This is a genomic window from Filimonas zeae (assembly GCF_014641615.1).
Lineage (GTDB): Bacteria > Bacteroidota > Bacteroidia > Chitinophagales > Chitinophagaceae > Filimonas > Filimonas zeae.
Genome location: NZ_BMIB01000002.1, coordinates 461949 through 487231, shown reverse-complemented (window position 1 = coordinate 487231; position 25283 = coordinate 461949). Strand labels below are relative to the sequence as shown.

The window sequence follows — 25283 nt, the reverse complement described above, 5'->3', positions numbered from 1 at the left end:
CCATTAAAAACCACCGGATGGGGAACAGAAATTACGTACTGAATAAGGCCACTGCCGAGCAAAAAATGCAACGGATGGCGCTGGAAATTGCAGAGCAACTGAGCGAAGATGAGGCACCGCTTATTATTATAGGTGTGCGCCAGAGCGGTATGGTACTTGCTGAAAAAATAGGCGCGCTGGCAAAGCCGTACCTGAAAGCACCGGTACAGGTAATTTCTGTAAGTCTGGATAAACACCAGCCCACAGACGTAACGCTGAGCGAACAGGTGGATTTTACCGGAAAAAACGTAATTATTGTGGATGATGTAACCAATAGCGGCCATACCTTATTATATGCACTGAAACCGCTGCTGGCTTATTTTCCTAAAAGAATACAAACACTGGTGCTGGTAGAACGCATGCACAAACATTTCCCCATAAAGGCGGATTATGTGGGTTTATCGCTGGCTACCACCGAGCAGGCGCATATACAGGTAGAGGTAGAAAATGGCGAAGTGCTGGGCGCTTACCTGTAAGCTGTTAAAAACGGACATTGGTACTTTCAATTATAATCGTGAAATTGCTCACCGCATAAAAAAATAATCTGATATTTTATGGACGCAAACATCCAGGCTAAAGTAAACGAATGGCTGAACGGCAGCTATGACCAGGCAACAAAAGACGAAATTACAAGGTTACAGAAAGACACGCCGGATGAACTGGCAGATGCTTTTTACCGCAACCTGGAGTTTGGTACCGGCGGTTTGCGTGGCATTATGGGTGTAGGCACCAATCGTATGAACAAGTATACGGTAGGTATGGCTACCCAGGGTTTTGCCAACTATCTGCGTAAAACCTATGGCGATCAGCCTGTTAAAGTGGTAATTGGTCACGACAGCCGTAATAACAGCCGTTTTTTTGCAGAAACCACCGCCAATGTGTTTGCAGCCAATGGTATTCAGGTATATCTTTTTGAAGCCCTGCGCCCTACGCCGGAACTGAGTTTTGCTATTCGTACCCTGGGTTGCCAGGCGGGTGTGGTTTGTACCGCATCGCACAACCCTAAAGAGTACAACGGCTATAAAGCTTACTGGAACGATGGTGGCCAGTTGGTTCCTCCCCACGATAAAAATGTAATTCACGAAGTAGAAGCCATCAGCAATGTAGATGAGGTGAAGTTCACTGGTGGTGAAAGTTTGATTACCCTGATTGGTAAAGATACCGACGAAGCATACATCAACATGGTGAAAGGCCTGAGCGTGTATCCGGAAGTAATCAGCAAACAGCACGATCTTAAAATTGTATATACACCTATCCACGGTACAGGTATTATGCTGGTACCGGCGGTGTTAAAAGCATACGGCTTTACCAATGTAACCGTTGTGGAAGAGCAGGCTACTCCGGATGGTAATTTTCCTACGGTTGCTTACCCCAACCCGGAAGAAGCGGACGCTATGGCTATTGGTTTAAAGAAAGCTAAAGCACTTGACGCGGATATTCTTACGGGTACCGACCCCGATGCGGATCGCGTAGGTGTGGGTGTTAAAAACCACAAGGGCGATTGGGTACTGATGAATGGTAACCAAACGGCAGTACTGGCTTTTGCATACGCTATTGAGGCGCGTAAGAAAAAAGGACTGGCACAGCCGAACGATATGGTTATTAAAACCATTGTTACTTCTGAAATGATTGATGAAGTAGCAAAACAAAACAATATCAGCTGCTATAATGTACTTACCGGCTTTAAATGGATTGCGGAGCTGATTAAAGAGAAAGAAGGTAAAGAGAACTACGTTATTGGTGGTGAAGAAAGCTTTGGTTTGATGACCGGCGATCAGGTGCGTGATAAAGATGCGGTAAGTGCCGTGGCTTTATTGTGTGAGATGGCTGCTTACGAAAAAGAGCAAGGCAGAACACTGTACGATAAACTGATTGAGTTATATATTCAGTACGGCTTCTTCTTAGAGCACCTGATAAGCATTACCAAAAAAGGTATGCGTGGCCAGGAAGAAATTGCTGAAATGATGCAGAGCTACCGTAACAACCCACCTGCTACCATTAACGGATCTGCGGTGGTGCAGTTGCTGGACTACCAGTTACAGGTAGGTAAAAACCTGAAAACCGGCGAAAGCTGGGATATTACCCTGCCTAAGAGCAACGTATTGCAGTTTGTACTGGAAGATGGCACTAAAATTTCTGCCCGCCCTTCCGGCACCGAGCCTAAGATTAAATTCTATTTCAGCGTAAACACTAAACTGGCCTCCAAAGATCAGTTTGATGCTACGTATGCTGAGCTGGAAAACAGAATCAAGGGTATTATTACCGATATGAAGCTGAAGTAATCCGGCAGTGATATGATATGCAGGCCCGTAACAGGTTTTCAATACTTGTTACGGGCTTTTTGCTATAGTACTATCCTCCAAAAACCACGCTAACAATATCACTGAACTGTCCTGTTTCAACCAATGTACTGGCAAAGCGGCCCATGTATTCCCGGCGCTCTGGTTGTAACGGAATGGCCAGCGGGCGCTTGTCTATATAGGGCGAATCAAATCCATAGCCTATCGGTTGCCATTCCTGCCCCGGAAAGCGGCAATAAAACGATACATTAAAAAGGTGGTTTTTGGTAAAATGCAGCTCTACTATATCACTCACCACTTTGGCTTTAAAACTGGGTTTCAGCAGGCTTTCATCAATTGCTTCATTTTTACATTTAATGCTCAGTCTGGCTATGACACTTTCATCTGCCCCTGAGCGTTTTAAAACCATAGCCATGGTGCGCATGCGGAAAATGGTTTTGCGCTCCAGTACCCGTTTCAGGCTATTGGCTGCTTTAGATTCAATTTTCTTTCTTTCCGCATCTTCGAGTGCCTCAATGTAGGTGCGTATTTCATTCTCCAGTTCCGTTATTTCATTATCGTTCTTATACGTATTACCGGTGCGGGCTACCGCTTCTCTTATACCACTCAGGAAATTTCTGCACCATTCCAGCTTTCCACTATCTGTTTTAGGAACAAAATCAGCATATTTTCTTAACGTCATTATTTTATTCAGGTGTTTTATTAAAAAATAAACACTTCCTAAAATGTTCGGGAAGTGTTTTGTATGTTTTCACGTTACCGTTATTTTCTTTTCTGTTACCTCATTTTTCTTGTTCGTTATTGCTTTTCTTCCTGGGGCTACTGCGGTTTATGGGTTGGCTACCATTATTGTTATAAAACGCTTCCCAAATATTTCAGGAACTCTTTTTGTACTTTTTTCAGTAACGAACACTAAAAATGTGGCAATGAAAATTTAAAGAAAACACTTCCGTAAAAGTGTAGGAAGTGTGCCGGTGAATTTTCCGTTACCGGAAAAATTATTTCAGCGCCCAACATTTATAAATAGTGTTCCTGAAATGTTTAGGAAGTGCCTATGGTAAGTAGCAGCGTTCCTGAACATTTCAGGAAGTGTTTTTAAACAATGAACGTACTTCCTGAAGTTTTTTGGAAGTGTTTTAGTATTTAGCAAAGCAACCCAAAAACAAATTGCACAAACACTACAAACATTTACACAACTATTGTTTTTCTGTGTATTCTCCGGTTTTTATTCAGTAGTAACAGCTGGTTGTTACGGAAGAACAAACAACTGCTCAACAGTACCGGATATATTTTCTGCCGATGCAGGCTTTTCCGGTAAAGCACTGCAAAATATTGCCAAAGAACTTTTGGTTTTAAATGGACTTGAGTAATGGATTTTAAAACAACTGCGGATGCAGTTGTAGCGTGCGGGAGTTTTCTCTGGCAGTGAAAATAAACAATTTAATGTTTTCAGAAAATTTTGTGCGGTACATTTTAATTAAACCAGAATACCGGATTTTCTTTTTATGTAACCATATAGTTTCCTATTTTTGATGTGTAACTATATGGTTACGTATTTTGTAAGGTTTATGGAAGTAAGAAGAGATGTATTTCAGGCTATTGCCGATCCTACACGCAGGGCTATTATTCAGCTGCTGGCACAAAAGCCCCTGAATCTGAATGCGGTAGCCGGGCAGTTTGACATAAGCCGTCCGGCGGTTTCCAAACACATGCGTATACTAACGGAGTGTGGTTTGGTGGTTGTAGTGAAGAAAGGCCGGGAGCATTATTGTAATGCCAATCTGCAATCGTTACAGGAGGTGCAGGCCTGGGTAGCACAGTACAGCGAATTCTGGAACCGGCGGCTGGATGTGCTGGAAGACCTGCTGAAACAAGACAAGGATAACGCTAACGTATAAACTGATAAGCCATGGAAAAAATAAGTATTACGCTGGAACGTATTATGGCTGCTTCGCCGGAAGCGGTATACGATGCCTGGCTAAAGCCGGAATGGTTGGGCAAATGGATGTTTGGCCCGGCGGTGCGGGAAGAGGAAATTCTACGCCTGGAAAACGACCCTGTAGTGGGCGGTCAGTTCTCTTACCTGGTAAAGCGGGGTGATGATATTATTAACCATGTGGGCACCTATCTGGCGCTGGTGCCCGGCAGGCAATTGAGTTTTACGTGGGGTATAGAAGGGGGATCGGTAGATGAGAGTGTTGTGAATATTGAATTGTTTACTACAGCCGGCGGATGCAGGCTGGTGCTTACCCATGAACTGGCAGCAGACTGGGCAGATTATGCGGGCCGTACCAGAGAAGGCTGGACGTTTATGCTGGGTAAACTGAACAGTGTGTATCTGGCAGAAACCGATATACCACGCGTTACCGCCCAGATGCTGATACGCAAACCGGCAGCGGAGGTATATACCGCATTTGCAGATCCTGCTGTTACCCGGCATTTCTGGTTTACCCATGGAAGTGATATACTGGAAAAAGGCAAAACGGTTACCTGGACCTGGGAGATGTATAATGTATCTACCAACGTATATGTACGTGAGGCGGTACCCGGCAAAAAGATAGCGATTGAGTGGGATGAACCTGCTACCTATGTGGATTTTGAATTTCGTGACCTGGGAGATGATACTACTTATGTGGTAATTACCCATTATGGTTTTAATGTAAGCGGGAGCGACCTGATAAAGCTGGTGGCTGATACGGCAGGTGGCTTTACCACGGTACTGGATGGCCTGAAGGCCTACCTGGAACATGGATTATTACTAAACCTTATTGCTGATAAGTTTCCCAAAAACGCTGTGCAACATGGAAAATAAGAACAATAGTTATGGACGTTTCATAGCAGATGATACGTTGTATATGGAAAGGGTATTACCTGGTACGCCTGAAAAGATATGGGCTTATATTACTGAATCTGACAAGCGTGCGCTGTGGCTGGCAGCGGGGGAAATGGAGTTATGGCCGGGTGGTAATGTAGCATTGCATTTTTATCATAATAATCTGAGTCCTTTACCAGGTGAGATACCAGCTAAGTATAAAAGCATGGAGAACGGAGCCGACCTGAAGGGGAAGGTGCTGGTGTGTGAGCCGCCGCATATATTAAGTTTTACCTGGGGTGATGAATCGGAGGTAACCTTTGAACTAACGGCTCAGGCAGATGCAACACGGGTAGTGATTACTCACCGTAAACTGAAGCAGGATAAAGCGAATCGTTTAAGTGTATCATCCGGATGGCATACACATATGGCGATACTACTGGCACAGCTGGAGGGGAGAACGCCAGACAATTTCTGGCAATTGCATGCAGGGCTGGAAGAGGCGTATGTACAGGTGTTGTGAGAAAAATATCATATACCTGATTAATTGTCAACATATTACAACTGCGCTGGCCAGGCTGGCGCAGGCTTTGTACCTTTGCAGGAGATATGAGAAAGTATGAAGATTTATACAGGCACAAAGGCATGCGTAACCAGCTGGTAAGCCTGTTACGTGAGAAGGGTATTGTGGATGAGGGTGTACTGGAAGCCATCAACACCATTCCCCGGCATTTCTTTTTAGATTCGGCTTTTGATGCCATTGCCTATGAAGACCGTGCTTTTCCTATTGGAGAAGGGCAAACTATTTCACAACCTTATACCGTAGCCTATCAAACCCAGTTGTTACAGATTAAAAGGGGTGATAAGGTGCTGGAAATAGGTACCGGCAGTGTGTATCAGGCCACGGTGCTGGCACAGATGCAGGCACGCGTTTACACAATTGAGCGCCAGAAGAATTTGTACGAGCACAACAAAGGCTACGTGTTCAAGAGCAAGTATCCCAACATCAAATTCTTTTATGGAGATGGGTTTGAGGGATTGCCTACCTATGCACCGTTTGACAAAGTTATTATCACTGCCGCTGCTCCTTTTATTCCACCCAAGCTGATTGCACAACTGAAAGTGGGTGGGTATATGGTTATACCGGTTGATGAGGCCGATGGCAGTTCACAGCGTATGCTGCGGATTACGAAGGTGGGAGAGAATGCTACTACGGAGGAAAGCTTTGATTTGTTTTCCTTTGTGCCAATGCTGACCGGTAAGAATGGATAAATAGAGGTTTTTATTATAGTAACAGGGCATTCATCAACCAGTGAATGCCCTGTTGGTTTTTTACAATGTAATGCGCAGTGTAAAGAAAGGGTAGGTTTGTTATTTTAATGTTGCGCGTGCTATTGCTTATTGATTTTGTGCTGGCAGAGAATTTTCTTAATAAAACAGATAAGTTTTATAATTTTCCTGTTCATATACAACGTTCACATACCCAGCCCTTAGCTATGTTAAAACATGCTTTCTTTTGTTGCTGTATTCTTATGGCTGTTTGCTGCCAGAAAAAGGATACCGTTTTATTGCCCGATGATCCGGCTGTTATTACTGTTCCTGGTTTACCGGATTTACAAGCGTTTCATATAAGCATTACAGAAAGGGGTTCCACTACGGCTGCATTTCAATGGAATGAAGCCGGTGATTACCAGAGCGATAGTGTAATATATACGCTGGAATTAAATGGAAAAACAATTGTAACCGGCTTACAGAAAACCGAATACCGGTTTACGGATCTGGAGCCTGCAACAACTTATACTTTAAAAGTAAAGGCATTGGCAGGAAAGGCACCAGGCACTGTGTCCACTTCCTTTCAGTTTACAACAGATGATGGTTATCTGAAGTTTGCAAAGTCGTTATTTACCAATGTATCTCCTTACGATCTTGTGGCTACACCCGACAACGGATATGTTGTTTGTATGTTTTATGGTACCCGAAATGCACTGGTTGTTGCCCGGTTGGATTCGCTGGGAAACGAAAAGTGGCGTAAAATGTATCCTTACCGGGCAATAGGAACCAGGATACTGGCAACAGGAGATGGCTATGTTATAATGGGCTCTTCTTATCTGCTGAAGCTGGATGGAGAGGGAAACACCATGTGGTACCGGGAGTTTAATTATTCAGAAGTTGCCTTTCAGTCTTTTATCCGGGCTTCGAATGGAGATTTGCTGGTAACTGGTTTTGATCAGGGACTGAACAATCCTAAAATGTATATGATTGCATCTGTAAGGAGGTTGAATGCCCAGGGGGAGTTAAAATGGCGTAAGACATACGGTACCACCCTACGCAACCAGGGCAATGATATCATTTTTGGCAAAACAGAAGATGAAATATATGTATATGGCTCCAAAGCGCTGCCGGTTGCAGGATGGGAAGATGGTAACACCCAGCGCTGGTTGTTCCGTATTGATGGAGCGGGTAACTTTTTGTGGGAGGCTGATTATGGAGATAGTAAGTATGATTTTTCAACCAGCCTGATCAGGGTGGGAGAACATTTGATATTAGGCGGCTTCAGGTTGGGAATAGGGCAGATTTCAGAAAAGCGTATTATCCGTACAGATTTGTCGGGCAATGTGATAAATACTATTCAGGTAGGTTTGGATGAGTTTTACGGAACTATTGTAAAGTTACTACCAACGCCCGATAACGGATATATTGCCTGTACCTGGGAGGGAAATTATAGCCGTAAGGCTATGCTATGGAAGTATGATGCATCTGATAAAGTGGAATGGTCCGGAACATACCTGGGTAGCAATTATGAAGCCATGGCCCGCTCAGTAATACAAACAGCCGATGGTGGATATTGCATGGCTGTATCTATGTCGGCCGGCTATAATATCAATTCCGTATTGTGGTTATTAAAACTAAATCCTACAGGCTTTTATGAATAAAATATACTTTGCAGCATTAATAACGCTGTTGTTTTCCTGCAAAAAACAGACTGATTATATTTCTGTGCCTGTAGAAGCACCCGGTTCTCTCACTGTTTTAACTGTTAACCCGCTTGCCCTGAACAGATATGTGGTAACTTTTTCTGTAAAAGCAGATTCTGGTTATTCTTATGATGAATATGGTTTAATGGTTTCGCGTGATTCTATTAATAGTATGGCTGCTGAGCGGGTGTATAGTATGGGTAAACTGGAAAAGTTTACACAAAAAACAGATAGTTGTGTAGTGGATTCTCTGTTGGCTGCTACTATTTACCATATGAAAGTTTTTGCCAGAAAGGGTAACAAGTTATACCTGAGCAGCGGAAAAACACTGGTTGCCCGCCCATTTCAGATAACTGCTATTGGTGGTGGCCAGAGTTCCACGCCTATGGCTTCCCGTGGGCAATGGCTGGAGATTGTTACTACATTTAAAGACGTTCAACCTTCCGTTATAGACTCGAAAGTGAAGATAGGAGGGCTGGAAGCAAAAGTAGCAGCAGAGCTGGATAATACTCTGCTTGTAATGGTACCTGATTTGTTAATGCCGGGTAAAAAGAGTATAGAGATTGAACGGAATGGTTTGCGTTTGGTAACATCTGACACGCTGGATATTCTGAAAGGACGTTATACTGCGCTGAATGATCTTCCCTTTGACTACCGCTCTTCTTTTGGTGTTTGTCAGATTGGAAATACCGGTTACTTACTGGGAGGTGCCAATTATGCCATGACGTATCCCACCGGCCTGCATAATGATATGCTTACTTATGATATAACATCTGACAAATGGAGTTGGGGTAACTACCGTAATTATCCCGCCAGCTTTATTAAAGAACACGATATGTATGCGGTAAATGGTAAAATTTACTGCATAGCCGGCCGTGATACTATGTTATATACTACCGAATTTCCTTCCAGTGGCAGGGTATACGAATTTGATCCGGCTACTAACCGCTGGACGCAAAAAAGAGATTTTCCTGGAAGGCGGCGGTTTGACCCCACAGGGTTTGTAATAAATAATAAAATTTACATTATTGGGGGTAATAGTAATGGCCCGCTTACAGATGTGTGGGAGTATAATCCTGCTACCGATGTATGGACGCGTAAAGCAGAATTTCCAGGCACTTCTGTAATCTGTTCCGCTATGTTTAATTACGGAAACAAGATTTATATGTTTGGTGGGTATTTTCCGCAATCGTTGGTGATTAATGATTTCTGGGAATACGATTTATCAACAGATAAATGGAAGCAGCTTGAGTTGAAAGAGCCCATTAAAGAAAGATATCGGTCTGTTTGTTTTACAATAGGCAGGAAAGGGTATATGCTGGGAGGGGTGTATTATGGATATGATGCTTTCGGTGGAGGCGAGTATTATATGTCTGATAGCTGGGAGCTGGATCTGGAAACTTTACACTGGACACGTATTTCTGATTACGCCACGCCTGCTATGCCTGCAAACTTTACTCACTTTTTTGCAAAATCTGCTGCTTTTGTAAATGGCAACGCTGCTATTATTTATGATAAAGGGAAAATGTTCCGGTTTACTGCGGACTAGATAACATATGAGGAGGTTGCTTATTTCCTATACGCAATCTCCACACTCACCACCCCCTGCTTCACCATATCAATCGCATTGGCCGCAGCCCTGCTTAAATCAATAAGCCGGTTTCCGGCAAATGGTCCCCGGTCATTAATGCGCACCGTTACGCTTTTACCGTTGGCCAGGTTTTTAACCGTTACCATGGTGCCGAACGGAAGCGTACGATGTGCGGCGGTGAGCTTTTTCTGGCTGAATATTTCCCCGTTGGCGGTTTTGCGGCCGTCGAACTTATCGGCATAGTAGGAAGCCTTTCCGGTTTGTTTCGTCATTTTACCGGAGGAGCTGGAAGTGCTGCCCGAAGTTTTTCCACCGGTGCTTTTTTCAGGAACGCTTTTGCGGTGGCAGGAGCTTACGGTGACTAATAAACATAAACAGGCGCTGACAAGGATAAGGGGTTTCTGACGCATGGCTGCAAAATACATTCTTCCGGCATACTTTTTTTATCTGATTCGTAAAAAACACCATGGGAGAAGCAGCCATCCGGCTTTCTCATAAAGCTATACTTGCCGTACACCGCAACTATGAAGAAGCCGCCTCCGTAGTAAAACTGGTATATGTAAACGACAATCTGCCGGGGATTGTCCGTGTAAAAAAAGGCAAAAACTTCAGTTATCTCTATCGAGACAAACCTTTGACAGATGAGATGCAGCTGGAGCGCATCCGTAAGCTGGCTATTCCGCCAGCCTGGGAGAATGTGTGGATATGTGCGTTGCCTAACGGCCATATACAGGCTACCGGTAAAGATACCCGTAACAGAAAACAATACCGCTACCATGCACTATGGCAGGTGGTGCGCAACGAAACCAAGTTTCATCATATGTACGAGTTTGGGAAGGCATTACCGGCTTTACGGCTACAGGTTGAGCGTGATATGGCCTTGCCCGGATTGAGCGAGGCAAAGGTGCTGGCTACCGTAGTAAGCCTGATGGAACGTACGTTTATACGGGTAGGAAACAGTGAATATGAAAAGCTGAACGGATCGTATGGGCTTACCACGCTTAAAGACAAACACGTACAGATACACGGCAGCGAAATGAAGTTTGCTTTTACCGGCAAGAAAGGAATTGATCATGAGATTACACTGAAAAACCGGAGACTGGCCAAAGCGGTGCAGCAATGCCGGGATATACCCGGTAAAGAACTGTTTCAATATTATGATGCGGAAGGTAACCGGCATCCGGTGGATTCCGGCATGGTAAACCGGTATATACAAGCCGCTACCGGGCAGGATTTTACGGCCAAGGATTTCCGCACCTGGGCTGGCTCGCTGCTGGCGTTACACACGTTGTGCGCGGCGGGGGAGGCACTGACGGAAACGGAAGGAAAGCGTGCGGTAAATACTATGCTGGATGAAGTGAGTAAAAAACTGGGTAATACCCGCACCGTGTGTAAAAAATATTATGTGCATCCCGGACTGATACAATTATATCAGGATAAAAAGCTGCAACGTTATTTAAAGGAACTTGACGATCTGGAGGAGCCGGACGAAACTGCTGGGCTTACCGGGGAAGAGGAGGTGCTGATGAAGGTGCTGAAAGCCATTAACAGGGGAAATGGTTCTACAGAAGAGAAGTTAAAAGTCAAAAGTAAAAATTAAAAATGGCGGAGTGGGATGTGGTAGGCTTTTTGAAATTTGATTGAGTATTAATGACTTTTAAACCGTAAACACTATGAAAAAGATCCATGTAATGAGTATTGTGGCCATGATGATGGCCCTGAGCAGCTGCCAGATAGTAGGTGATATATTTAAAGCCGGCGTATGGGTGGGTATTCTGCTCGTATTTGCGGTGGTGGCTGTTATTGTATGGCTGTTTTCGAGGGGACGCAAATAATTCCGTATATAGCAACGTATGTAAAAGAAACGTCAGACGACCGGTTCGCCTGGCGTTTTTTATTGAGTATCGGGCATTTATGGCCTTTTTAGGGTATAACAATGTCTTAAAAAGTGCTAAACTACTAAGTGTTAATGTCTTTTTAGTGCCCGAGAACTTTCTGAAACGGCTGTTTGGATGTACCTTTGCGCAATGGATAACGATAGCGATATACTAGAGCAGCTGGCGGAGCGGGAATATGAGTACGGTTTTGTTACGGATATTGATATGGAAATCGTTCCTGCCGGCCTGAACGAAGATACCGTTCGGTTCGTTTCTGAGAAGAAGAATGAGCCTGAATGGTTGCTGGAATGGCGGATGAAAGGATACCAATCCTTTCTGAAGCAGGAAATGCCCCATTGGCAAAATTTCGAGATGCCGGAAATGGATTTCCAGAAAATCTCCTATTACGCAGCTCCCAAAAAACAGGCTAAATACAGCAGCCTGGATGAGGTAGACCCTGAATTGCTGCGCACTTTTGAAAAACTGGGCATTCCTGTTAACGAGCAGAAGCACCTGGCGGGTGTAGCAGTAGATATTGTGTTTGACAGTGTTTCTGTTACCACTACCTACAAAAAACAACTGGAAGAGCTGGGTATTATTTTCTGTTCTATCAGCGAAGCGGTTCAGAACCATCCTGACCTGGTAAAAAAATACCTGGGTACTGTGGTGCCGCCGTCTGACAACATTTTTGCCTCTTTAAATACAGCAGTATTTACAGATGGTTCTTTCGTGTACATTCCCAAAGGGGTGCGTTGCCCTATGGAGCTGAGTACGTATTTCCGTATTAACGCGGAAAATACCGGCCAGTTTGAGCGTACGCTGATTATTGCCGATGAAGGCAGTTATGTAAGCTACCTGGAAGGTTGTACAGCGCCTATGCGCGACGAAAACCAGCTGCATGCGGCGGTAGTGGAACTGATTGCGATGAAAGATGCGGAAATCAAGTACTCTACTGTACAAAACTGGTATCCTGGCGATAAAGATGGTAAAGGTGGTATTTACAACTTTGTTACCAAGCGTGGCGCCTGCCGTGGCGAGCGTTCTAAAATATCCTGGACACAGGTGGAAACCGGTTCAGCCATTACCTGGAAATACCCGAGTGTATTGTTACTGGGTGAAGGCTCTGAAGGCGAGTTTTACTCTGTGGCCGTAACTAATAAAAAGCAGATAGCTGATACGGGTACTAAAATTCACCACCTCGGTGCTAATACCAAAAGCCGTATCATCTCCAAAGGCATTTCTGCCGGTGAGGGACAAAACAGCTATCGTGGTCTGGTACAGATTGGCCCTAAGGCTAACAACGCACGTAATTTTACCCAGTGCGATTCGCTGCTGATAGGCAATAACTGTGGGGCGCATACCTTTCCTTACATTGAATCTAAAAACAATACCGCCATGCTGGAGCACGAAGCTACTACCAGCAAAATTGGAGAAGACCAGGTGTTTTACCTGAACCAGCGTGGTATTGACCAGGAAAAGGCAATTGCCCTTATTGTAAACGGTTATGCCAAAGAGGTACTGAACCAGTTGCCGATGGAATTTGCAGTAGAAGCACAAAAATTATTATCCCTTACGCTGGAAGGCAGTGTAGGCTAGTTAAACAAAGAATGAGGACAATGTTAGTTATAAAAGATTTACACGCGAGTATTGACGGTAAAGAGATCTTAAAAGGTATCAACCTTACTGTAAACGCAGGCGAAGTGCATGCGATTATGGGACCCAACGGTTCCGGTAAAAGTTCACTGGCAAGTGTACTGGCTGGTCGTGAAAACTATGAGGTAACAGGTGGTGAGGTGTGGCTGGATGGCAAAAACGTACTGGATATGAAACCGGAAGAAAGAGCAAGGGAAGGTGTTTTCCTGGCATTTCAATACCCGGTAGAAATTCCCGGTGTTTCTAATATCAACTTTCTGAAAACCGCGCTGGGCGAAATCAGACAACACCATGGCTTACCTCCGTTAAGCGCGAAGGAGTTCCTGGCTATGACCAGGGAAAAGCAGAAACTGGTGGAGTTTGATGCCAAGCTGGCCAACCGTTCTCTGAACGAAGGCTTCAGCGGCGGTGAGAAAAAACGCAACGAAGTATTTCAGCTGGCTATGTTACAGCCTAAGCTGAGCATTCTGGATGAAACCGATTCCGGACTGGATATCGACGCTTTACGTATTGTATCGAATGGTGTAAACAAATTACGCTCAAAAGACAATGCTTTTGTACTGATTACCCACTATCAGCGCCTGCTGGATTACATTGTTCCTGATGTGGTTCACGTGCTGTATAATGGCAGAATTGTACGTTCCGGTACCAAAGAACTGGCGCTGGAGCTGGAAGACAAAGGCTACGACTGGCTGAAAGAAGAACTGAGAGTAAGTGAATCCATTCAATAATTATTATGACGAATCAGGTAGCTACACCTTTATATAATAAATTGTCCGCTGCGTTTGAATCCCGCAACGCAGCTGATCTTACGCCTTTGCGGGAAGCGGCTTTTGCCAAATTTAAAGCCAAAGGTTTTCCTTCTGTAAAAGAAGAAGACTGGCGTTTTACCAGCCTGGTGCCTTATCTGGATGTGGACTTTAGCGTAACTGCTGAAGCTGCCGGTGATGCAGGCATACAGCAGGCAGTAGATGCGGCAGCCATTGAAGGGCTGGAAGCTTACCGCCTGGTGGTGGTAAACGGCCGTATTCATTCGGGTTTATCGGTACTGCCGGAGCCTGATGAAATGCACATTGGTCCTTTACAGGAGGTGATTAACACCGATGCATTCCGCGCGCATTTTGAAGCGGAAGACCATACCGGTGGTAACTCCTTTACTCAGCTGAACACGGCATTTTTTACCGATGGTGTTTATATTGAAGTGCCTAAGAATGTATCTATAGAAAAGCCGGTACACATTATTCATGTGAACACTGCTTCTGTACCTACACTGTTTCACCCACGCCAGGTAATTGTGGTAAACCGCAGTGCCGGCGCTGTATTCCTGGAAACCTCTGTATCACTGCATCCTAAGCAGGCTATGTTTTTTAACAATGTGCTGCAGGTGATAGTGAAAGAGAACGGCGAATGCACGCATTACCGTATTCAGGATAACGCTCCCGGTGAAAGATGGGTACACCATACACAGGTAACCCAGCACCGTACCAGCCGTTACAGCAACTATACCTTCAGCCTGCCGGGTGCAGACCTGATACGGAATAACCTGGAACTGAAACTGGATGGTACTGCTACAGAAAGTCATCTATACGGCCTTTACCTGGCTGCCGGTAACCAGCTTACCGATAACCATACAGCTATTGAACATATTCACCCGGCCTGCCAGAGTACCGAGCATTACAAAGGCGTACTGCTGGACAATGCCCGTGCAGTGTTTAACGGTAAGGTGTTTGTACAGCGCGAAGCCCAGCAAACCAATGCCTACCAGCAGAACAATAACCTGCTGATAAGCGATAAGGCAACGGTATATGCCAAGCCACAGCTGGAGATTTTTGCAGATGATGTAAAGTGTAGCCACGGTTGTACTATTGGTCAGTTTAACAACGAGTCTCTGTTCTATTTACAGAGCCGTGGCATAGGAGAGGAGAGCGCCCGCAAACTGCTGGTAGAAGCCTTTATGTTTGATGTGACAGACAAGATAGAACACGAGCCTATCCGCGAACATCTGCAGGAGCTGATTCATCAGAAGATGACAGCAGCCATGGCAGCTGGTGCGTAACTACAATTACTCTTTTGAATGTATATAGTGGGGTGTTGTATTACAACTCCCCACTTTTAAATTTATAGTATCATGGATATAGAAGCGATCAGGAAGGATTTCCCCATACTGGATACGAAAGTATATGGTAAACGACTGGTATACCTGGATAACGGCGCTACCACACAAAAGCCAACGGCTGTGCTGGAAGCACTGGATCATTACTATAAAACGTATAACAGCAACGTGCACCGTGGTGTACACCTGCTGAGCCAGCAGGCTACCGATGCGTTTGAAGCGGCCCGCACCAAAGTGGCTGCGTTTATTAACGCAAAGCATACGTACGAGGTAATTTTTACCAAAGGCACCACCGATGGAATAAACCTGATTGCCAGCTGTTTCGGCCGCGGTTTTTTGAAAGCGGGCGACAGCATTCTGATATCGGCCATGGAGCACCATTCTAACATTGTGCCCTGGCAAATGATCTGCGAAGAAAAGGGCGCTACCGTAAAAGTGATTCCGATGAATGAAGACGGTGTGCTGCAAATGGATCAGCTGCCGGCTTTACTGGATGATACGGTTAAACTGGTAGCATGTACCTATGTAAGTAACTCACTCGGTACCGTTAACCCCGTGCGTGAAATTATAAAACAGGCACATAGCAAAGGCATTCCGGTATTGCTGGATGGTGCGCAGGCGGTACAGCATATTCCGGTAGATGTACAGGAGCTGGATGTGGATTTTCTGGTATTCTCCAGCCACAAACTGTATGGCCCTACCGGTGTGGGTATACTATATGGCAAAGAAGAATGGCTGAATAAACTGCCTCCTTACCAGGGCGGTGGTGATATGATTAAGACCGTTACGTTTGCCAAAACCACCTATAACGATCTGCCGTTTAAGTTTGAAGCCGGTACGCCGGATATGAGCGGAGCAGTAGGTTTGGCGGCGGCGATTGATTATGTAACGGCTATTGGCCTGGACAATATTCAGAAAGAAGAGCAGGCGCTGCTGGCTTATGCGCTGGAGCAACTGACCGCTATTGAAGGCCTGCGTCTGGTGGGTAAATCGCCCGAACGTTCCGGCGTTATTTCCTTCCTGTATAAAAACACGCATCCGTTTGATGTGGGTGAACTGCTGGATAAACAAGGTATTGCGGTACGTACCGGGCACCATTGCTGCCAGCCGGTAATGGATTTTCTGGGTATACCCGGAACGGCGCGTGCTTCCTTTGCTTTTTACAATACAAAAGAAGAAGTGGATATACTGGTGGCTGCCCTGAAAAAGGCTGCGGCTATGCTGGACTAAAAATGTGTGTTATGACGATTCAGGAAAAACAGGATGAGATTATAGAAGAGTTTGAGTTGTTCAGCGACTGGATGGATAAATATGAAAATATTATTCAGATAGGCAAGGAGCTTCCCATGATTGAAGAGCAGTATAAAACCGAAGATCATTTGATAAGAGGCTGCCAGAGCCGTGTGTGGCTGCATGCGGAATACAAAGACGGTGTGATTAACTTTACGGCCGATAGCGATGCGGTAATTACCCGCGGGCTGATTAGTCTGGTAGTAAAGGTGTTATCGGGCCATACGCCCAAGGAAATTGCCGGAGCTGATCTGTATTTTATAGACAGTATTGGCCTTACCAGTCATTTATCGCCCACCCGTTCTAACGGCCTGCTGAGTATGGTAAAGCAGATAAAAGCGTATGCTATTGCTTTTCAGGTACAGGAACAAAAATAACAGTATCATGAACGAAGTTACCTTAAGAGATAAGATAGAAGATGTACTACGTACGGTACATGACCCCGAGATACCGGTAAACATATTTGAACTGGGTTTGGTGTATGGTATTGAGATAGGAAATAACAATTCAGTACAGATTATCATGACCCTTACAGCCCCTGCCTGCCCCGTAGCAGGTGATATTATATTTGAAGTGGAAAGCAAAGTACGCGCTGTGGAAGGTGTGGGGGATGTGCATGTTCACCTTACTTTTGATCCGCCATGGAATAAGGAAATGATGAGTGAGGAGGCGAAGCTGGAGCTGGGATGGTTATAAATTCAAAGTAGCATGCTGCGTTCACCTGCTTTATTACATGATCTTTCAGAAAATTTTCATCGGCCATATATACGGGCGGGGATGTAACCTGTATCCATCCTATCAGTGTAATTGGTTGTGTAAGAATGTACAGAAAACCGGCTGTTAAGCCGGTTTTCTGTTGATGGTTACTATAGTTTTAGCCTTATTGCTTCAACAGGTTGTTTAGCTTTTGTTCAAGTGTTTGTAAGCGTTGTTCCAGCAATTTGTTATTGTTTTCCAACGCTTGTTTTTCAGCTGCCTGTGCCTGCTTCTGATTGTTCAGTTCTTTATGCTGAGAAATAATATAAAGGGTGAGTTCTTCAATTTTCTTCAGCAATGCAGCCTGGTTACTGCCCATATCTATACCTTCTTTCTCTACTACAGCGGCGGAGGGTACATCTGGTAAATGTTTGTGCTGCTGAATATATTGTTCCAGCTGCGGCAGCGGAGTTAAACGGTAAGAAGAATCAAATATATAATCAGGCCATTTGTCATAAGGCTTTACTACTATTTTGGTAAATAGTGCAGCACCATTCACGGCAAGCTTGTAGCCGGTTGGTACTGTTTCGGTGCCTATAACAAGTGTACCGTTATTGGTAAGCTTCATTCTAACAGGTGAAGTAGTGCCTGTTCTGCCAGTTTCAAAATAAATATTCCCGGCAATAGCAGCTGACAAGTGCAGATCGTTATAGCTTTCCACTACACTACTTCCAGCATGGTTGGTAACGGCATAGCTGGTACCTGCTGTACCTGCAACAAGCCTGGAGTTAGTATTGCTGGTGTTGTGGACGGTGATGAAGTTGTCTCTGGCAGCAACGTTCTCGATCATATGAAATCTGGAAACAGGTGCACCTCCGCCAAAATAGCCCAGTGAAAGTCTGCCCTGAACATTAATAGCATCTGTTGGAACAAACTCCTGAACATTGGTAACATCCTCATCTCTCAGCAGTGCAAAGGACTCTCCAGATGCATATCCGGTAAAGGAGAGACTATATACGGTGGAATTGTTTAAAAATTCAAGTGCCAGATACGTTTCATTATTGTAGGTGAGAGAAACGAGCCGTTGTGCCTCAAAATGGCTCATAATGCTTCCTCTGTTAAAGTTATAAGCGGTGGCTGTATTTACTTCCACCGATATTTTTCTGTTTCCGGCAGATACGCCGCCTCTTATAGCACTTATTCGCCCCATTACATAAGATTCAGGCATTAATGTACCTGTATACATTTTATGAAGCAACAGATAGTTAGGCCCCTGAGAATCTTCTGTTGACCCCGGGATGGTTCTATTGAGGAAATATGGCCGATTACTGATAAAGTTGAATGTGGAAGCGTTGAATTCCAGCGGAAACCGGGCAGTAGTTGTTCGGTTAAGTGAATTGATTCGGCTTACCCCACTGGAAAAGTATAATTCCAGCCCTTCGGAGCCTGTGGGAAAATTATTGGAGCCATTTATTTTTATTGCATTGCCGGTTACGTTGCTGCCGGCAGCGGTGGTTACATCTGTTAAGGTTTGGCTGTGGCCGATGTTATATAAAAGTAAACCGAATAGTAGTAGTGAGGCTGCTTTTGTCATACAGTGTATTGATGGTTGAAAATTGTATTTACCCCAAAAATAAAGCAACCACCGCTTTGGGCAGTGGTTGCTGAAAAATTGCATACAGATATTATCAGGAAGCCGATGGTGCTGCCGGAGCTTCTGTTTCTACTTCCACTTTGGGCGGTATCAGCTTATACACTACCGGCGTAACAATACGCGATAACAATGTAGAGCTGATTAAACCTCCTATCATTACTATAGCCAGTGGCGATATCAGCGGGTTGCTGGAAAGTGCAATAGGCAACAGCCCACCAATAGCAGTAAGCGTGGTAAGAATAATAGGCAGGAAGCGTATTTCACCTGCTTTTTCCACGGCTTCCATCAGGCCCATGCCTTCTCTGCGTAGCTGGTTGGTAAAGTCTACCAGTAGTATGGTATTCTTTACTTCAATTCCGGCCAATGCTACAATTCCAATGGTGGCCACGAACGACATAGAATTGCCTGTTACCAGCAGGGCCAGTACGGCGCCCACAATACCCAGTGGTATTACACTTAATACAATCAATGTGCTTTTGAAGGTTTTAAACTCCAGAATCAGTACCGCAATAAACAGAAACAGGGTTACCAGAATGATGCTGCCAAAGCCTCCGAACGATTGGTTGCGGCTTTCTATTTCGCCACCCATTTCGTAGGTATAGCCTTTAGGTAGCTTCATTTTGTTCATCTGCTCAATTACGCTTTGTATTACCCGGTCGTTGAGGTAACCTTTTTGTACAAAGGAATTGACAGATACGGTTCTGTTTTTATTGTGGTGGTTGATTTTAAGCGGAGAGGTTTCCAGTTGCAGGGTAGCCAGTTGCGATAAGGGAATGGCCTGGCCCTGGCTGTTGTTTACATACAGGTTATCAAAAATGGTAAGGTCCGGATAAGACGGGCGTGGGGTGGTAAGAATGATGGCATAATCATCTCCATCCGAATCGGGGTTGGTAAAAGTGCCTACATTCAAACCTGCTATGGCCATACGTACGGTGCGGCCTATATTTACGGTAGGTACGCCCAGGGCCTGTGCTTTGTCTTTATTAATCTGTACGCGTATATCTGTTTTCAGGTTGCGTACCGGGTTGTTGGTGTAGAGGGTGCCTGGTGTTTTAATCAACATATCCTCCACCTTTGAGGCCAGCATACGCAGGGTATCCAGATCTTCTCCCTGAAGGCGTACTTCTACCGGCGAAATAATGGGCTCGCCCTGCTCAAAGTCTTTCACTTCTACTTTGGCACCGGGGTAGGGTGTCCATTTATTACGCAGCAGTTGTATAATCTCCTGCTTTTTATCGGTACGTGTATCGGGGTGTAACTGTACAAACAGCTCTGCAAAGTCCGTACGTTCGTTTTGTGTAAACACATTATAGTAAATGCGTGGGTTACCCTTGCCTACGTTGGTAGCAAAGTATTGTACTTCGGGCATCTTTTTCAGTTCCTTTTCAATCTGCCGGGCAATGGAATCTGTATAGTGCAGGTTGGATTGCAGGGGGGCAGATATATTAATAAGGAACTGTGGCTTTTCTGAGGCCGGGAAAAGGCTCATACCTACCACCGGTATTAACCGTAAGGCTCCTGCGAAAATTACTACGGCAACAATGATGGTGATAATGGGATGGTGCAGTGCCTTATCCAGCAGTTTTGCATAACTGCCATGAATAATCTTTTGCAGACCACGCATAAACAGGTTGCCTTCTGCATGGGCATGGGGCTTCAGCAGTTTACTGCTGAGGAAGGGTACTACGGTAAGCGCTACTATCATAGATGCCAGCACGGAACAGATAACGGCTACCGGCAGGCTGCGTATAAAATCGCCGGAAGCTTCGGGTAAAAACATCAGTGGCATAAAGGCTATAATAAGGGTGGCGGTGCAACCCAGTACGGCCATACCTATCTGTTTGGTGGCTTTAAGCGTGGCATCTAACCGGGAATGCCCTTCGCGCAGCCAGCGTTCAATATTTTCCACTACCACAATGCTGTCATCTACCAGCAGCCCCAGTGCTACTACAAAGCCTACAATGCTTAACTGGTTAAGGCTGTAGCCAAGCAGACTGGTCATTACAATACCTATAGCCAGCGATAGAGGTATAGAAAACATTACTACCAGTGAAGCCCGGGTGCCCAGCGGCAACAGGGTAAGTAATACCAGGCCAATGGCTATCAGAAAGTCTTTACCCAGCCCGCCCAGTCGGTGGTTTACATTCTCTGCCTGATCGAAGTGCAGTTGCAGGTCTATATTGGCAGGAAGTGATTTTTTAAATGCTTCAATTACCGGCAGGTAGGCTTTCTGTACCTGAGTAATGTTTTCGCCCGACTTTTGTGCGGCTACCACAAACACACAGCGGTGGCCATTGAGGCGGGTAATATCAGTTTCCGGTGCGTAATCGAAGTATACAGCAGCTACATCTTTCAGCAGTATGTTTTTACCGTTGGCAGTAAATACTACGGTGTTTCTTATCTCATCAATATTCTGATAGTTGCCGTTGGTTTTAATATTGAACGATTTGCTGTTCTGGTTAACGTTACCACCGGGTATATTGGCTACTTCGCTTTGCAGGGCACCGGCTATATAGTTAACAGGAATGCGTAATTGCGCCATTTTTTCCAGCTGCATATCCACACGGATAATACGGTCGGGCAGGCCTGCAATTTCTACGTTCTTTAGCTGCTTAATCTTTTCCAGACCATCCTGCAGGTCTTCGGCTGCTTTTTGCAGCTTCTCCCGCGAGGCATTGTCTGATACCAGCCCTATCTGCAGAATGTTCACATTGCTGGGGTCGGCTTTCTGTACCTCCATTTTATAAATGTCAGCAGGCAGTTCGGCCCGCACGGCATTGGTTTCGCGTACCAGTTCCTGGTATTTGTCGTCTACATTACTGCTGTAACGATATTCTACAGTAAGTACCGCCAAACCATCGCTGATGGTAGATTTGATGCGTTTAATATTATCCAGACCATAGATGCGTTTTTCCAGTGGCTTTACCACCAGGTCTTCCATGTCTTTGGGGCTGGTGCCGGGGTATACCACAATTACCGGAAAGTTGGGCGCGTTCAGGTCCGGATCTTCCGAGCGGGGCATGTTTAATACGGTAGTAACACCCAGTGCTATTACCATTAAAACCATAATGAGGGTGAACTGGTAATTCTTTACCGCGTAGGCTGAAATTTTCATGGGCGTGCAGTATTATTTTGAATAACAATAGGGGAGTGGTCGTTGAGGTAGGCATTGCCGGAAATGATCAAGGCTTTTACGCTATCCAGTCCGCCGGTAACAAACACCTTGTTGTTGGCAATACCGCCCAGCGATACTTTCACTTTTTCGGCAGTTTTGTTATCATTGGTCACAAACACATAGCCTTCGTTCTGATCGCCATCCAGCAACGCATCGTAAGGTATTACCCAGGCGTTTACTGCCTGGGAAGGGGTGATGGTAGCTTTGCCAAACAGGCCCGATGCTATAGCGTGGGGTTTCTGCTGTAGTTTCAGCTGAATGATAAAGGTGCCACTGGTGGCATCAACCCCTTCTGATTTTTTAGATACCGTGGCGGGCAGGCGCTGACCGGGCAGGGCGTCTGTTTCTATGTACGCCTTATCGCCAGGTTGTATGGCAGCCCATTGTCTGTCGCTTACCCCGGCTTTCAGCAGCCATTCACCCTGGCGGCCACCGTTTACCATTACCACGGGGGTACCGGGGCCAACCACCTGACCTTCGTTGGCAAACTTGCGCAGTACATAGCCGTTGGCAGGTGCTTTAATTTCAGAATAGCTCTGATTAAATTTAACGGCGCTCAGTTGCTGGCGTGCCACATCCAGGGCGGTTTTGGCGTTCTGCATCTGCTCCAGTGTGGCCACACTGTCTTTATACAAACTGCTGGCACGCGCATAATCTCTTTCTGCCTTTTGTAAGCCCAGCGTGGCCTGTTCTGCCTGTGCATTCACTTCTGCCAGGTGCAGTGTGGCTATTAACTGGCCTTTGCTTACTGCATCGCCTTCTTTTACATAAATGCGGTTAATAACGCCGCCGTTTTTAAAACCCAGGCTGGTTTCATCGTCGGTGGTAAACTGGCCGGATGCAAAAATATCCTGCCGGCTGTCTGCCTTTTCCAGGCTCATTACCTGAACGGGAATAGTATCGCGGCCGGTTGTTTTTTCAGCAGCGGGTTTGTTGTTGTGGCAGCTGCCTGCGGCAGCAGTAAGGGTAAGTAAAAGTATGGCTGGCTTCATATAAAGCGTTTTATTTATTGGTAACGGAATAGGAGGCGGTTTCTCTTTCCAGGGCGGCAGCGGCAATCAGTACTTTGTACCGGTTAATGGTTACGGCCAGCTGCGCACTGGTAAGCTGGTTGCGGGCATCAACAGTTTCAATAAAAGTATTGGTGCCTGCTTTGTAACCTTTGTCAATTAACCGGTAGTAAGTGCCGGCAGCTTCTTGTTGTTTCAGAGAGGCCTGGCAGGTGCGCCAGGCGGCTAACAGGTTATTGCGGGCAGCGCTGCTGCTTACGGTAAGCTGTTGTAACAGCACCTCTTTATTCAGTTGCGCGTTTTTTATATCTAATTCTGACTGCCTTATTTTATACTGATTGCGGTTGCCGGCAAACAGGGGCATGGACAATTGCAGACCTGCCATATAGTAGCGGCTCTGGCCATTGAACTTCCAGTTTTGCGCCTGTGAGCCCAGATCCAGAAAGCCGTTAAGCTTAGGTACCGCATATTGCCGGTTCATTTTATCTGCCGTTTGGTTAAGGGTAATCAGTTGCTGAACTGTTTTCAGCTCTTCCCGGCCGCTGATTACCGGGGTATCTGCCAGCATACGGGTGGCCTGCGCCAGGCTTTCATCTGTGTTTAAGGCAGTATCAATAGTAGCGGCAGCATCGCGGTTCAGTAGTGCGTTAAAGTATAAACGGGCATTTTCTGCCTGCTGCTGTGCACTGGTAATCTGTGCCTGTATGCCTTCGCTCTCGCTTTCGGCTCTTAATATATAGGCATGCAACCCTTTGCCATTTTCCAGCAGTTTTTCATTTACCCGTTTACTTTCCTGCGCCAGCTGTTGGGCGCTCTGGTAAACAGATACGGCCTGTGTGGCAGTGAGGTAGTTGAAATAAGCGGTTTTAATGTTTTTTACCAGCTCGCGGCGGTAGGTGGTTATTTCATAATCCTGCAGGCTTACCTGCTGCTCCTGAATCTTTTTATTGTAGCCGATATCGGTGTTGATGATGGGTACGGTAGTGCGTATTTTACCATCGTAAAAGTTCTGTGGCAAAAAGTTGATTCTTTCGTTCTGCAACATGGGAAACTTGCCCGGGGAAGTCAACTGGTTTAAGGTGGAATACACCGGATTCAGCAGATCACCCAGGGGCAGGGGAATATCCCGGCCACCATCGGCTGTCTGGTAATCGAACATAAAACTGACCGTTGGCAGGTACAGACTTCTGGCACTTTTCAGTGCGTACATGGCTTTTTCCAGCGAAATATTCTTTTGCTGCAGTACCAGGTTATGTTCAAATCCTTCTGTTATATACCTGTCCAGCACCGTTGTCTGGGCCTGTAGCAGGCGACCCGGCAGGTGAAGGGCAAAAAGGGTAAAGAATACTAAAACTGCTTTCATTGTTAACAGTGTTAAGTGATATGAAAAAAAATTAACGCTTCGACATCAGGGTAATCAGACTCTGGAAAGTCTGTTCCATGGCCTGGTCAGGCTGTGGAAAAATGTTTTTGGTATGGGTAATATGCTCCAGATGGCCGCTCAGGTGCATAGATACCAGCCCGTGCATGGCAGACCATACCAGCATAGCCGCTTCATGCGGTTGCTGATCTTTAAAATAACCTTCCTGCATACAGGCTTCCACCGTATTAATCAGTGCGTAAAATGCCTGTTCGCCTTCATCCCAGTCTTCATCATGACAGTGATTATCAAGGTATTCCATTGGTTCCTTTAAAATAAACATCAGCCGGTAATAATCTGCATTTTCTACTGCAAACTGCATGTAAATGCGGCCCATGGCTTTTAACCGCTCAAAGGGCGATTCTACCTGAGCCAATACGGCAAACCGGCTGTTGAGCAGAAAAAAGCCTTCGCTGTGCAGGGCATGCATCACATCACTTTTGTCCATATAGTACAGATAGATAGCGGTGGGACTGATGCCTATAGCAGAAGCTATTTTGCGCATAGAGGTGGCCTCGTAGCCATGTTTCAGAAACAGTTCCCGGGCTGCTTCCAGTATTTTCTTTTTCAGGTCCTCTGCAGGGCGGTCTGTCTTCTTTACGGTAACCATGGTGCAAACATAGGTTAACGGTGTAAAGTGTGCAAAAATAAAATGATGAACGGTTGATGGCGGCTAAC

Annotated in this window: 23 protein-coding genes; 16 read left to right on the top strand and 7 right to left on the bottom strand. The window is 45.5% G+C overall.

The features are described 5' to 3' along the window. Positions 1–17: 17 nt before the first annotated feature. Both IEY13_RS08830 and IEY13_RS08825 read left to right on the top strand, forming a co-directional pair. Complete coding sequence (locus IEY13_RS08830; RefSeq protein ID WP_188951618.1) at positions 18–515, top strand: phosphoribosyltransferase family protein; 498 nt, start codon at positions 18–20, stop codon at positions 513–515. A gap of 78 nt (positions 516–593) precedes the next feature. Beyond that, positions 594–2321, top strand: coding sequence for a phospho-sugar mutase (locus IEY13_RS08825; RefSeq protein ID WP_188951617.1), 1728 nt, complete (start codon positions 594–596; stop codon positions 2319–2321). A gap of 70 nt (positions 2322–2391) precedes the next feature. Here IEY13_RS08825 and IEY13_RS08820 read toward each other — a convergent pair whose 3' ends face one another. Further along, complete coding sequence (locus IEY13_RS08820; RefSeq protein ID WP_188951616.1) at positions 2392–3021, bottom strand: hypothetical protein; 630 nt, start codon at positions 3019–3021, stop codon at positions 2392–2394. 886 nt (positions 3022–3907) lie between these two features. Between IEY13_RS08820 and IEY13_RS08815 the strand changes: the two genes are divergently transcribed. The 6 genes from IEY13_RS08815 (at position 3908) to IEY13_RS08785 (ending at position 9675) form a co-directional block, all read left to right on the top strand. Next, positions 3908–4237, top strand: coding sequence for an ArsR/SmtB family transcription factor (locus IEY13_RS08815; RefSeq protein WP_188951615.1), 330 nt, complete (start codon positions 3908–3910; stop codon positions 4235–4237). An 11-nt stretch (positions 4238–4248) separates the two neighbouring features. Next, positions 4249–5151 carry an SRPBCC domain-containing protein gene (locus IEY13_RS30115; RefSeq protein ID WP_229687796.1) on the top strand — a complete coding sequence of 301 codons (903 nt, stop codon included), beginning with the start codon at positions 4249–4251 and terminating at the stop codon, positions 5149–5151. Then, on the top strand, positions 5141–5674 hold the full coding sequence (locus tag IEY13_RS08800; protein ID WP_188951614.1) for an SRPBCC family protein: 534 nt from the start codon (positions 5141–5143) through the stop codon (positions 5672–5674). Before IEY13_RS30115 ends, IEY13_RS08800 begins: the two co-directional genes overlap by 11 nt. A gap of 86 nt (positions 5675–5760) precedes the next feature. Next, positions 5761–6423: a protein-L-isoaspartate(D-aspartate) O-methyltransferase gene (locus IEY13_RS08795; RefSeq protein WP_188951613.1), complete on the top strand. Its 663-nt coding sequence runs from the start codon at positions 5761–5763 to the stop codon at positions 6421–6423. A 260-nt stretch (positions 6424–6683) separates the two neighbouring features. Next, on the top strand, positions 6684–8084 hold the full coding sequence (locus tag IEY13_RS08790) for a fibronectin type III domain-containing protein (RefSeq protein ID WP_188951612.1): 1401 nt from the start codon (positions 6684–6686) through the stop codon (positions 8082–8084). Then, positions 8077–9675, top strand: coding sequence for a Kelch repeat-containing protein (locus IEY13_RS08785; protein WP_188951611.1), 1599 nt, complete (start codon positions 8077–8079; stop codon positions 9673–9675). Before IEY13_RS08790 ends, IEY13_RS08785 begins: the two co-directional genes overlap by 8 nt. Positions 9676–9695: 20 nt before the next feature. Here the strand turns inward: IEY13_RS08785 and IEY13_RS30345 are convergent, their stop codons facing one another. Then, a complete protein-coding gene (locus IEY13_RS30345; protein WP_188951610.1) occupies positions 9696–10127 on the bottom strand; it encodes a septal ring lytic transglycosylase RlpA family protein in 432 nt (143 codons plus the stop codon). 56 nt (positions 10128–10183) lie between these two features. Here IEY13_RS30345 and IEY13_RS08775 point away from each other — a divergent pair, with 56 nt between their 5' ends. The 8 genes from IEY13_RS08775 to IEY13_RS08740 all read left to right on the top strand — a co-directional run bounded on the left by IEY13_RS08775 (position 10184) and on the right by IEY13_RS08740 (position 17346). Further along, positions 10184–11317, top strand: coding sequence for a DNA topoisomerase IB (locus IEY13_RS08775; protein ID WP_188951609.1), 1134 nt, complete (start codon positions 10184–10186; stop codon positions 11315–11317). Positions 11318–11390: 73 nt separating this feature from the next. After that, positions 11391–11552 (top strand): phosphatidate cytidylyltransferase, encoded by a 162-nt coding sequence (locus tag IEY13_RS08770; RefSeq protein ID WP_188951608.1) that lies wholly within the window; start codon positions 11391–11393, stop codon positions 11550–11552. A gap of 192 nt (positions 11553–11744) precedes the next feature. Beyond that, entirely contained in the window at positions 11745–13190 is a 1446-nt protein-coding gene (gene sufB / locus IEY13_RS08765; RefSeq protein WP_188951607.1) for a Fe-S cluster assembly protein SufB, read from the top strand. Between the two features lie 20 nt (positions 13191–13210). Then, on the top strand, positions 13211–13978 hold the full coding sequence (gene sufC, locus IEY13_RS08760) for a Fe-S cluster assembly ATPase SufC (RefSeq protein ID WP_188951606.1): 768 nt from the start codon (positions 13211–13213) through the stop codon (positions 13976–13978). 5 nt (positions 13979–13983) lie between these two features. Further along, the gene (gene sufD, locus IEY13_RS08755) at positions 13984–15303 is read left to right on the top strand and encodes a Fe-S cluster assembly protein SufD (protein WP_188951605.1); all 1320 of its coding nucleotides are present in this window, start codon (positions 13984–13986) and stop codon (positions 15301–15303) included. Between the two features lie 72 nt (positions 15304–15375). Next, positions 15376–16590 (top strand): aminotransferase class V-fold PLP-dependent enzyme, encoded by a 1215-nt coding sequence (locus IEY13_RS08750; RefSeq protein ID WP_188951604.1) that lies wholly within the window; start codon positions 15376–15378, stop codon positions 16588–16590. Between the two features lie 11 nt (positions 16591–16601). Beyond that, on the top strand, positions 16602–17027 hold the full coding sequence (locus tag IEY13_RS08745; RefSeq protein ID WP_188951603.1) for a SufE family protein: 426 nt from the start codon (positions 16602–16604) through the stop codon (positions 17025–17027). 7 nt (positions 17028–17034) lie between these two features. Next, on the top strand, positions 17035–17346 hold the full coding sequence (locus IEY13_RS08740) for an iron-sulfur cluster assembly protein (protein ID WP_188951602.1): 312 nt from the start codon (positions 17035–17037) through the stop codon (positions 17344–17346). 184 nt (positions 17347–17530) lie between these two features. On the opposite strand, the gene IEY13_RS08735 is transcribed toward IEY13_RS08740, so the two are convergent. The 5 genes from IEY13_RS08735 to IEY13_RS08715 form a co-directional block, all read right to left on the bottom strand. Further along, the gene (locus IEY13_RS08735; protein WP_188951601.1) at positions 17531–18940 is read right to left on the bottom strand and encodes a hypothetical protein; all 1410 of its coding nucleotides are present in this window, start codon (positions 18938–18940) and stop codon (positions 17531–17533) included. Positions 18941–19034: 94 nt separating this feature from the next. Next, a complete protein-coding gene (locus IEY13_RS08730; RefSeq protein WP_188951600.1) occupies positions 19035–22115 on the bottom strand; it encodes an efflux RND transporter permease subunit in 3081 nt (1026 codons plus the stop codon). Beyond that, positions 22112–23167: an efflux RND transporter periplasmic adaptor subunit gene (locus IEY13_RS08725; protein WP_188951599.1), complete on the bottom strand. Its 1056-nt coding sequence runs from the start codon at positions 23165–23167 to the stop codon at positions 22112–22114. The genes IEY13_RS08730 and IEY13_RS08725 overlap by 4 nt, the downstream gene beginning before the upstream one ends. A gap of 10 nt (positions 23168–23177) precedes the next feature. Next, positions 23178–24548: a TolC family protein gene (locus tag IEY13_RS08720; protein ID WP_188951598.1), complete on the bottom strand. Its 1371-nt coding sequence runs from the start codon at positions 24546–24548 to the stop codon at positions 23178–23180. A 31-nt stretch (positions 24549–24579) separates the two neighbouring features. Beyond that, positions 24580–25215 carry a TetR/AcrR family transcriptional regulator gene (locus IEY13_RS08715; protein WP_188951597.1) on the bottom strand — a complete coding sequence of 212 codons (636 nt, stop codon included), beginning with the start codon at positions 25213–25215 and terminating at the stop codon, positions 24580–24582. Positions 25216–25283: the final 68 nt, after the last annotated feature.